The organism is Sanguibacter suaedae (assembly GCF_016342785.1).
In the GTDB taxonomy this organism is placed as follows: domain Bacteria; phylum Actinomycetota; class Actinomycetes; order Actinomycetales; family Cellulomonadaceae; genus Sanguibacter; species Sanguibacter suaedae.
On sequence record NZ_JAEINH010000001.1, the window covers coordinates 14164 to 24895 of the forward strand.

Below are 10732 nucleotides of genomic sequence, written 5' to 3' on the forward strand. Positions count from 1 at the left end.
CGGTAACGCTACGGTGAGGCAGTCACAGGTCGGGCACAAGGCGGGGGTCACACGTGGTCAAAGCGATGGAGACGAGCCTCGCCGGGATGCTCGAGGGCAAGAAGCAGTACCAGGTCCCGCTGTACCAGCGGGTCTACTCCTGGGGCGCGAAGCATCTTGACCAGCTCTGGGACGACGTCGTCGAGCTCGCGGCGACGCGGCGCGAGGCGCCGGGGTCGAACCACTTCATCGGGTCGCTCGTGCTGGCCACCAGCCCTGACTTCAACGCCGTCGGACTGGCCAAGCTGCTCGTCGTCGACGGCCAGCAGCGCCTGACCACGCTCACCCTTCTCCTCGCAGCGCTGCGCGACCACCTCGCCGAGACCGGCCGCACCGACCGGGCCGAAGGCATCCACGCCCAGTACCTCGTGAACGTCTACGACACCGGCAAGCCGACCAAGGTGCTACCCACCCAGGCCGACCGGGACGCGTACAAGGCGGTGCTGACGTCATCCCCCGAGGCCGGCGGGTCCGATGCGATCGGGACCGCCTACAACCACTTCCGAGCCAAGCTCGCCCTGGCGGACGGCCCCGACGACCCTCGCGATCTCGACGAGATCGAGAACGCCGTCGTCCACGGACTGACCGTCGTCGTGGTGACCGCGGAACCGGGCGACAACGCGCACCGCATCTTCGAGTCGCTCAACAACACCGGTCTCCAGCTCAGCCAGTCCGACCTCCTGAAGAACTACCTCTTCATGCGGCTCGGGCCGCGCTCCGAGGACGTCTACGACGCCGTGTGGCTGCCGCTCGAGAAGAAGCTCTCCTCCGACAACCTGGAGCTGCTCTTCTGGCTCGACCTCGCCCGACGCGACGAGCGGGTCAAGCAGTCCGACACCTACGCCGGACAGCAGAAGCGGCTGGAGAAGCTCACCACGCCCGACCAGATCGAGTCCGAGGTCCGACGCATCGCTGCTCTCGGTGACGTCCTGGCCACGATCCTCGATCCCTCCCGGGAGACCGACCCGGCCATCCGAACGCGTCTCGACCACATCAGGGCGTGGGGCTCGACCACCGCTTACCCGGTCGTCATGGCGATCCTTGCACGCCGAGCCGCAGGCACAGCGACACCCACCCAGGCCGCTCACGCGCTCCTGACGCTCGAGTCGTACTTCGTGCGTCGCATCGTCGCCGGGCGAGCGACCACCGGACTCAACCGCACCCTCCTCCTAGCAGTGAACATCGTCGCCGACGCCGAAGCGGTCGACATCGCACTGAGGGACTATCTGTCCCGTGGGCGCAAGCACTTCGCCACCGACACGCAGGTGCGCGCGGCCGTCGGAGCAGTGCCCTTCTACTGGCAGGGCCGTGCCTCGCAGAAGAAGCTCATCCTGCGGTGGCTCGAGGAGTCCTACGCCTCCAAGGAAGCCGTGGACCCCACGAACCTCACCATCGAGCACGTGCTGCCGCAGACGTTGACCGACACGGTGCGCCGGGACTTCGCCGCCGGGCTTTCCGACGACGCCGACGTGACCGCCGAGCACGAACGCCTCGTCCACACGATCGGCAACCTGACGCTCACCGCCTACAACAGCGAGCTGAGCAACCGCCCCTTCGCCGAGAAGCGGGCCATGCTCGGGGAGTCCGGGCTCCGCATGAACCAGGAGATTGCCGCTCACGAGACATGGAGCCTGACCGAGATCCACGCACGTGGTGCCGCGTTGGCCGAGAAGATCATCTCCCTGTGGCCCGGACCGGACGAGACGCTCACGAGCACCGGCGACGAGGAGTCGTCGGAGACCGGCCGCATCGTCTCCTCGATCGTCGCCGAGATCCCCGCAGGGCGTTGGACCTCCTACGGTGAGGTCGCGCTCATCGCAGGCTCCTACCCCCAGCCCGTCGCGGCGATCATCACCACCCGCCTCATGCACGGGTTCTGGCGGGTGCTCCAGCGCGGCGGGACCATCTCTCCCGGGTTCCGCTGGCCGGACCCGGATCGCGCCGACGACCCCCGCACCTACCTGGAATCCGAGGGCCTGACCTTCGACGACGACGGACGCGCGGATCCTGCGCAGTTCGTCGCCGCCCGTGAGCTCGCAAAGCTCGCCGGCCTCGAGGTCGGCGACACGCCCTCCTGGCGCACATCGAGCACCAGACCGCTGCTGGCACAGCGCCAGGCGTTCTTCGAGACCGTCCGCGAGCTCGGCACGTCCACCGGAACCCTCATCACGTCATGGCCCAAGGGCTCGACGCAGGACTCGGTAGGCGTCGCCATCGGTCTGCCCGGGTGCAGCGTCGCCCTGTCCCTCGCCACCCGTGAGCCTGCCGTCTCGTGCGCCTTCTACGTCCGCGACGACAAGGACCTCTTCGCTCACCTTCACCGACACCGCGAAGAGATCGAAGCTTCGCTCGGCGCCCACCTGGAGTGGCGCGACAACCCCGAGCACAAGGCGAGCCAAGCGATCCTGCGGCACGACGGCGACTGGCGCGACGCGGCCGTGGGGCCGGACCTCGCACAGTGGTTGGTCCGCACCACCGAGACCTTCGCGGCAATCTTCGCCGCGTACGTGCAGGAATACCGTCAGCACACCTGAGTCCTCGTGGTTGCGTGAGGACTCCGCGCTCTTACCACTCAGCGAAGAGTGGGACCATCAATGCCACGCCGAAGAGCCAGGACCCTCTCGTCGAGACGACCGGTCCGGGGTCCTCGAGGCAAGGCACGACGTGGTGCCAGATCCGTCGCGAGAAGGTCGTCGTCGACCGACTGCCACAGCCTGCGAAGCTCAGCGTGCCGGTTTGCCCCGATCACTGACATCGCGTCTCGGGCCAAGAGCTCGACCGCACCGAGCGCCGGGTCGAAGTCCGCGGCCTCCAGCACACCAGCGGCTGCTGCATCGTTGTCATCCGGCTCATAGAGTCGATCAATCACCTGAGGTGACTGCTCGTACCAGGACATCACCGTGCCGAGGTCTCGACCGTCCTTCGACTCGTGGTGAGCGCGCCTGTCCACCCAAGCCTTCAGCTTGAGCGCGGCATAGCCTGCCGGCGTCGGGAGCCGAACAGCAGCTCCGCCCGCGAGCGTGACCCGACTCGCGGCAGCGAACACCTCCTGGAAGCCGAAGACGCTCATCATGCTGGTCTCGTGAGGAAGTCGAACCTCTCCCACCGGCTCTTCGACATCGCCGAAGGGAACGAGATCCACCAGAGTTCCCGCGACCCGATACCTGATGTTCGATCCCGAGCCCGCGACACTCTCCAGCCTCGACGTGAGCGCCCGGTACTGCTCCCAGCCCTTCACCCCGAAGGCCAGATCCAGATCACCCGTGGCGGTGAGCTGCTCACTCATACCCAGTGCCGCATGCAAGACGTCCCGACAAACCGCGCCCACGACCATCACGCCAGAGTCGGGGTCCACGAGAGGCCAGAGCGTTCTGAGCACCTCGCCGGCAGCGTGCTCCAGGTGCACCGCTGCGACGTCTACGTCATACAAGACGTTCTCGCAGGTGTGAGGCGACTTCTCGTTGACGGGGCTCTCCGGAAGCAAGAAGATCCGCGTACACCAAGAGCTCGGGTGCTGTCAACACCTTCCCTCGCCCGTCGTCGCCCGAGTTCTCGGCCGACGTCCAGAAGCGTCGTCTCACCACGATGTTCGCCACCTCACCGTTCACTATCTGCGGTGTGCGCCATCGAGATGCCATGACCGCCTTGGCATCGACTCTCTCGACGTAGATGGTCATCCCCTTCCCGTTGATACCTTCTGCTGCATACACGCCGCTGGCATGGACGACATGCCCCGCCTCGGCCCATACCTCCGGGGTCGGATCTCCCACGAAGCTCGCGAGCTCGAGCCTTCGGCCCAATCCTGCCGGGAAGGCCGTCGCCCACTGGTCCAAGAGCTCACCCCGCCGGGTCAGGCGGGTCCGCCCGACCGTCAGATGGCGTTCCTCGTCGAGCGCGGAGAGCGTGCCCTGCGCGGAACCGACGGACACCCCAGCAGTCGCTGCCAGCACGCGCACGGATTCGTGCAACAGCTCCGGCCACTGGAGCAGGCAGAAGACGACCTTGGCGCGGGCAGCACTCATGAGGTTCGACGACGTCGGAGCCGAGCGGAGGCCCCGAGCCGCCGGCGGGCGCCTACCCCGCACGTCCACGAGCAACCCAGGCGCACGCGCGTAGACGGTTCCGAGAGCATCGGCGCCCGCTGCTCCCGCTCGGCGAATGCTGGCCGTGGCCGCGGGCGAGAGGCGTTCCGCCAAGATGAACGCACCCTTCTGGATGCGTGCTGGTACGTCCCTCGTGCCGGTCGTCCACACAGCGGGCCAGTCGTACGTCTGACCGTCGAGCTCTACGAGGACCGTGCTGTCACTGATCCGCAGCGTGACATGGTTCTCGCGGGCGCTCTCGACTATCTGAGCTGCCAGATCCTGGCGCCCTCTCCCCGGTGCGGTGTCCACACGAGGACCGTACAGTATTTTTGAACGTTCAGCATTCCTGAACGTTCAAGAATCTTGAACGCCACGCGACGGCATCTGTCTCGACACAAGTTCGGCAGATCGCACGCACCCGTCGGCAACGACCGACGCCCACAGCGGTCAGACACGACAGAACCCCTGCGCCAGGCCCTCTTGGGCCCCGAACAGGGGTTCTCGTCGTACATGGGCCTGAGACAGACCCGAGAGCGGTAGCGGTGAGATTCGAACTCACGGTGGACTTTCACCCACACACGCTTTCGAGGCGTGCTCCTTAGGCCGCTCGGACACGCTACCTCGCCCAGAAGAGTACCTGGCGAACCGTCGAAGCTCCCAATCGGACGCCCCCTTGCCCGTTTCGGATCCGTTCGCTAGGTTCGTCCCCACGTTCTACATCGATGCACACTGGGCAGGTGTGCGTCAGTCCACCCATCGAGCCCAGTCAACGGCGACTGGCATCGAGCACGGACCGACGGTCCGATGCGCGACGCCTTCTCGGCGAACGAGAGAACAGGACCCACCAGTGAGACCCATCAGACAGCACATCCCTGCTCGCCCGGGCACGGCACGTCCGTCCCGACGCGCCGGCTTCCGCACGGCAGCGAGCATCGCGCTCGCCGCCTGCCTCGCGCTCGGCGCGACCGCGACCACCACCGCGGCGACCGCTGCCGTCGCGCCCGCGACCCAGCCCGTGAGCGCGACCGCAACGGTCACCACCGGGGTACCCGCACCGACCGCCGCGAGCGCGCCCGACGCCGCCCTCGCGGGTGGCACCCAGGGCACCAAGCCCCAGGCCGCCGCAGCGGCGGCGCGGATCGCCGAGCAGATGGCCGCCCTGCCCGTCACCGGTGACACCACGCCCATCCACGACCCGGCGCTCATCGTCGCCAGGGACGGCACGTGGTGGGTGTACGGGACCGGCCGTGTGAAGCGCGAGAACGGTGGCACCATCCAGATGTGGTCGTCGTCCGACGGCGGCACCACGTGGCGGTACCGCGGCACCGTGTGGAACAAGATCCCCACGTGGATCGACCAGCACTTCGCCGGGGGTGAGCTCCCGGAGAACCTCTGGGCGCCGGAGGTCTACGAGCACGGCGGCACCTACTACCTGTACTACTCGGCGTCCCGGTTCGGCACCAACACGTCCGTCACGGCGCTGGCCACGAACACGACGCTCGACCCGAACGACCCCGCGTACCGGTGGGTCGACCAGGGCCTCGTGGTCGCGTCCCCGGCCACGGGCCTGCCCGGCGGCGCGAACTTCAACGCGATCGACGCGGGCATCGTCGAGTCGGGCGGCAAGCCGTACATGTCGATCGGGTCGTTCTTCGACGGGATCTTCCTCGTGCCGCTCCAGTGGCCCAGCGGGAAGGTCGCCGTCGCCGACTGGGCGCCGCAGACCGTGCAGCTCGCGCACCGTCGCGTCAGCGGCAACCCCATCGAGGCCCCGTACATCAAGGAGCGCGGCGGGTACTTCTACCTCTTCACGTCGTTCGACTCGTGCTGCAAGGGCACCAGCTCCACCTACAAGATCGCCGTCGGACGCTCGCGCTCCGTGACGGGCCCGTACCTGGACCGCTCCGGGAAGTCCATGCTCAACGGTGGCGGCACCATCCTCCTCCAGAGCTCCGGGACACGGATCGGCCCCGGTGGGCAGTCCGTGTTCGGTGACGACCTCGCGTACCACTACTACGACTCCACCAAGAACGGCACACCCACCCTGGCCATCGACCGCATGACGTGGACCAACGGGTGGCCCACCATCGGCGCCCAGACGTCCGGGACCAGCACCCTGCGCAACGTCCACACGGGCACCTGCCTCGACGTCGCCGCGGCGACGGCCGGCACCCCTGCGACCGCGTGGTCGTGCAACGGCCTCGCCAACCAGCGCTGGACCGCCACGGCCTCCGACGAGCTGCGGGTCTTCGGATCCCTGTGCCTCGACGCGAAGGACCGCCGGACCACTCCCGGCACCGCCGTCATCGTGTGGAGCTGCACGGGCGGCACCAATCAGAAGTGGGTGGCCCAGCCGGACGGCACCATCCGCGGTACCCAGTCGGGGCTCTGCCTCGACGTCTCCGGATGGGGAACCACCAACGGCACACCCATGCAGCTGTGGACCTGCACCGGTGCTGCCAACCAGCGGTTCACGCGCTCCTGACCGCACGCACACCTGAGCCGCTCGACCGGATCGAGGGCCGCGAGACCGACCAGAACGTCGGCCCCGCGGCCCTTGACCGTCTTCACCCACTCCGACTACCTTCCTTACATCGTTGTAGTACATCGATGTATGACAACCCGGTCAACGACGACTGGCGCGGCGCCGCACGGCACCGCGTCTCTCGCACACCACCACGAGAGACCACGAGAGAGCAGGACCACCAGTGAAGAGAACTCCCGGACGAGGACGGTTCGCAAGGCCCACGAGCATCCTCGCGGCACTCTGCCTCGGGCTGACCACGGCCGGCGCGGCACTCGCCCCCGCCACCGCCGCACCAGCCCCGCAGACGGCCACCGCACCCACCGCCCTCAGCACACCCACGGCGCCGAGCGTCGACCAGGTCGACGCGCCCGGCGGGAAGTCCGTCGTCGGTAAGACCTCCCCCATCCACGACCCCGCGCTGATCATCGACGACGACGGCACCTGGTACGTGTACTCCACCGGGCGCATCAACCGGGAGAACGGCGGCACCATCCAGATCGCCGCGTCGCACGACGACGGCACCACCTGGGAGTACGTCGGCACCGTGTGGGACGAGATCCCCGCGTGGATCGACGAGCACTTCGCCGGCGGCGAGCTCCCCGAGAACCTGTGGGCACCCGAGATCTACGAGAACGACGGCACCTACTACCTGTACTACTCCGCGTCGGGCTTCGGGACCGCCAACTCGCTCACCGCGCTCGCCACCAACACGACGCTCGACCCCGAGGACCCCGACTACGAGTGGGTCGACCAGGGCCTCGTCGTGTCCTCCCCCGTGGTGGGCCTCGACCCGACCAACCCCGACAAGACGTTCAACGCGATCGACGCGGGCATCGTCGAGGACGCCGACGGGCGCCCCTACATGTCCATCGGGTCGTTCTGGTACGGGATCTTCCTGGTTCCCCTCGAGTGGCCCAGCGGCAAGCCCGTCGCCGACTGGCAGTCGCAGACCGTGAACATCGCCGACCGGTTCGTCGCCGGCAACCCCATCGAGGCGCCGTACATCTACCCGCACGACGGGTACTACTACCTCTTCGTGTCGTTCGACTCCTGCTGCCAGGGCGGCGACTCCACCTACAAGGTGGCCGTCGGGCGCTCCGAGTCCGTGACCGGCCCGTACCTCGACAAGGACGGCCGGGACATGTTCGGCGGTGGTGGCACCGTCATCCTCGACGCGCACGGCGCCATGACCGGGCCGGGCGGTCAGTCCGTGTTCGACGACTACCTCGCGTTCCACTACTACGACGGCTCCAACGAGGCCATCCCCTACTTCCCGACGCTCGGCCTCCACAAGATCGACTGGGTCGACGGGTGGCCCGTCATCGACCAGTCGGTCGACCTCCCCGCCGTCGCGGCGCAGCCCGCCGATGCCGCGGTGACGGTGGACGACGTCGCGTCGTTCACCGCGGTCGCGACCGGCACGCCCTCGCCGGTCGCCGTGTGGCAGTGGTCCCTCGACGGGGCCACGTGGGTGGACGTCGACGAGCAGCCCGTCACCACGCGCGACGCCACCGGCGCCGCGACCTCGACGCTCGAGATCACCGACCTCGATACCGACGCCGACGGCCTCCTCGTGCGCGCCACCTTCCACAACGCGCACGGCACCGCGACCACCGAACCCGCGACGCTCACCATCACGGCCGAGCCCGGTGACGGCGGCACCGACCCCGAGGTCCCCGCCGAGCCGGGCACGCCCACAGAGCCCGGCACACCGGCTGAGCCCGGTGACGGCGGCACAGGTTCCGGCACCGGAGGTGCGGGCGGTGGCACGGTCACCGCACCGGTCCCCGGCGGCACGGGCGGCACGACGGGCGGGTCGACTGGCGACTCGACGTCGGGCAGCACCGGCTCCACGGGCGACCTGGCTCGCACCGGGTCCGACGTGGCGCTCCTCGTGCTCACCGGCCTCGGGCTGGCGGGCGCCGGGACGGCGACCGTCCTGGCCGTGCGCCGCGCACGGCAGCGCGCGGAGGTCTGACCTCTCAGGAGACCAGGCCGCGCAGCACAGTGACCGACGACGCACCCCGGGAGCCCGCCCAGGCGCCCGGGGTGCGTCGTACTGTGAAGGGATGACCAGCACCACCGTCGAGGACCTCGTCGACCTCCTCCGCGGACGCCGCACGCTCGCCCTCACCGGCGCGGGGATGTCCACCGACTCCGGCATCCCCGACTACCGCGGTCCCGGGTCGCCGCCCCGCACCCCCATGACGTACCAGCAGTTCATCGGCGACGAGGCGTTCAGGCGCCACTACTGGGCGCGCAACCACGTGGGGTGGCGGCACGTGCGCCGCGCGCAGCCCAACGCCGGGCACCGCGCGCTCGCCGAGCTCGAGCGGGCGGGCGTCGTGTCCGGGATCCTCACGCAGAACGTCGACCTCCTCCACCGGGAGGCGGGCAGCCGCGCCCTCGTGGACCTGCACGGCAGCTACGACCGCGTGGTGTGCCTCGACTGCGGGCACCTCGTGTCCCGGGAGTCCCTCGCGGAGCGGCTCGACGCCGCCAACCCGGGCTTCGTGGAGTCCGTGGGGAACGTCGCGGACATCGAGATCGCGCCCGACGCCGACGCCGTCATCGAGACCACCGCCGGGTTCCAGCCCGTGGCCTGCGAGGTGTGCGGCGGGGTCCTCAAGCCGGACATCGTCTACTTCGGGGAGTCGGTCCCCAAGGAGCGCGTGACCCGAGCGTTCGCGATGCTCGACGACGCCGACGCGCTCCTCGTCGCCGGGTCGTCCCTCACCGTCCACTCCGGACTGCGGTTCGTGCGGCACGCCGCGAAGACCGGGAAGCCCGTGGCCATCGTCAACCGGGGTGCGACGCGCGGCGACGACCTCGCCACGGTGCGCCTCGACGCGGGCACCTCCGAGACGCTCACCGCCCTGGTGGACGCGCTCGTCGGCAGCGCTCCGCTCAGCGGTGCTCCGCGAAGAACTCCCTGAGCAGCGCGGCACACTCGTCCTCCTGGACGCCACCGAGGACCTCGACGCGGTGGTTCATGCGACGGTCGCGGACGACGTCCCACACCGAGCCCGTCGCCCCCGCCTTGTCGTCCCACGCACCCAGCACGAGGCGGGGGACGCGCGCGAGGAGGATCGCACCCGCGCACATCGCGCACGGCTCCAGAGTGACGACGAGCGTGCAGCCCGCCAGGCGCCACTCGCCGAGGGCCGCCGCGGCCTCGCGGAGGGCGAGGACCTCGGCGTGCGCCGTCGGGTCCCCCGTCTCCTCACGACGGTTGCGCCCGCGCCCCACCACCGTCCCGTCCGGGCCGACGACGACCGCACCGACCGGCACGTCGCCCGTGCCGACCGCGAGACGCGCCTCGCCCAGGGCGAGGTCCATCGCCCACCGGTACCGCCCGTCGTCGTGCATGCGCGCCAGTATGGCAGCGGTGGTGAGCGCGGTACCGTAGGCCCATGCGCCTGCACGTCGCCGACCACCCGCTGGTCGCCCACAAGCTCACCGTCCTCCGCGACCAGGAGACGTCGTCGCCGACGTTCCGGCTCCTCGTCGACGAGCTCGTCACGCTCCTCGCGTACGAGGCCACCCGCGAGGTGAGCACGGAGAGCCACACCATCCGCACGCCCGTCGCCGAGACCGTCGGGACGCGCATCGCGGACCCCCGCCCCCTCGTCGTCCCCATCCTGCGGGCAGGCCTGGGGATGCTCGACGGTATGACGCGCCTGCTGCCCACCGCCGAGGTCGGCTTCCTCGGGATGCAGCGCAACGAGGAGACCCTCGAGGCCATCACGTACGCCAACCGCCTGCCCGACGACCTCACCGGTCGCCAGTGCTTCCTCCTCGACCCCATGCTCGCCACCGGCGGCACCCTCGTCGCGGCCATCGACTTCCTCTTCGAGCGTGGAGCCCGCGACGTCACCGCCGTGTGCCTCCTCGCCGCGCCCGAGGGCCTCGAGGTCCTCGAGAAGGCCGTCGGCGACCGCGTGGACGTCAAGGTCGTCGTCGCCGCCGTCGACGAGCGCCTCGACGAGAACGCCTACATCGTCCCCGGGCTCGGGGATGCAGGAGACCGCCTCTACGGCGTCGTCGACTGACGCCGGCCCTGTCGACCGGATCTCCGGAG

At 69.4% G+C, this 10732-nt stretch carries 8 protein-coding genes and 1 tRNA gene; 5 read left to right on the top strand and 4 right to left on the bottom strand.

Annotated features, from left to right (window positions below; all coding sequences use genetic code 11):
- Window positions 1-65 precede the first annotated feature (65 nt).
- The gene (locus JAV76_RS00075) at window positions 66-2573 is read left to right on the top strand and encodes a DUF4268 domain-containing protein (protein WP_230401672.1); all 2508 of its coding nucleotides are present in this window, start codon (window positions 66-68) and stop codon (window positions 2571-2573) included.
- A gap of 38 nt (window positions 2574-2611) precedes the next feature.
- Here JAV76_RS00075 and JAV76_RS00080 read toward each other — a convergent pair whose 3' ends face one another.
- The 3 genes from JAV76_RS00080 to JAV76_RS00090 form a co-directional block, all read right to left on the bottom strand.
- Window positions 2612-3523, bottom strand: coding sequence for a hypothetical protein (locus tag JAV76_RS00080; RefSeq protein WP_230401673.1), 912 nt, complete (start codon window positions 3521-3523; stop codon window positions 2612-2614).
- Entirely contained in the window at window positions 3462-4433 is a 972-nt protein-coding gene (locus JAV76_RS15170) for a type IV toxin-antitoxin system AbiEi family antitoxin (protein WP_198731988.1), read from the bottom strand. The genes JAV76_RS00080 and JAV76_RS15170 overlap by 62 nt, the downstream gene beginning before the upstream one ends.
- 225 nt (window positions 4434-4658) lie before the next feature.
- A tRNA-Ser gene (locus JAV76_RS00090) sits at window positions 4659-4745 on the bottom strand.
- Between the two features lie 226 nt (window positions 4746-4971).
- On the opposite strand from JAV76_RS00090, the gene JAV76_RS00095 reads away from it, so the two are divergent.
- The 3 genes from JAV76_RS00095 to JAV76_RS00105 all read left to right on the top strand — a co-directional run bounded on the left by JAV76_RS00095 (window position 4972) and on the right by JAV76_RS00105 (window position 9587).
- Complete coding sequence (locus JAV76_RS00095) at window positions 4972-6609, top strand: family 43 glycosylhydrolase (RefSeq protein WP_198731989.1); 1638 nt, start codon at window positions 4972-4974, stop codon at window positions 6607-6609.
- A gap of 223 nt (window positions 6610-6832) precedes the next feature.
- The gene (locus JAV76_RS00100) at window positions 6833-8629 is read left to right on the top strand and encodes an arabinan endo-1,5-alpha-L-arabinosidase (RefSeq protein WP_198731990.1); all 1797 of its coding nucleotides are present in this window, start codon (window positions 6833-6835) and stop codon (window positions 8627-8629) included.
- Between the two features lie 91 nt (window positions 8630-8720).
- Window positions 8721-9587, top strand: a complete 867-nt coding sequence (locus JAV76_RS00105) for an NAD-dependent protein deacetylase (protein WP_198731991.1) — start codon at window positions 8721-8723, stop codon at window positions 9585-9587.
- Here the strand turns inward: JAV76_RS00105 and tadA are convergent.
- Window positions 9559-10020 carry a tRNA adenosine(34) deaminase TadA gene (tadA, locus tag JAV76_RS00110; protein WP_230401674.1) on the bottom strand — a complete coding sequence of 154 codons (462 nt, stop codon included), beginning with the start codon at window positions 10018-10020 and terminating at the stop codon, window positions 9559-9561. The two genes, JAV76_RS00105 and tadA, sit on opposite strands and share 29 nt — an antisense overlap.
- A gap of 44 nt (window positions 10021-10064) precedes the next feature.
- On the opposite strand from tadA, the gene upp reads away from it, so the two are divergent.
- Window positions 10065-10703, top strand: coding sequence for a uracil phosphoribosyltransferase (gene upp, locus JAV76_RS00115; protein WP_198731992.1), 639 nt, complete (start codon window positions 10065-10067; stop codon window positions 10701-10703).
- Window positions 10704-10732: the final 29 nt, after the last annotated feature.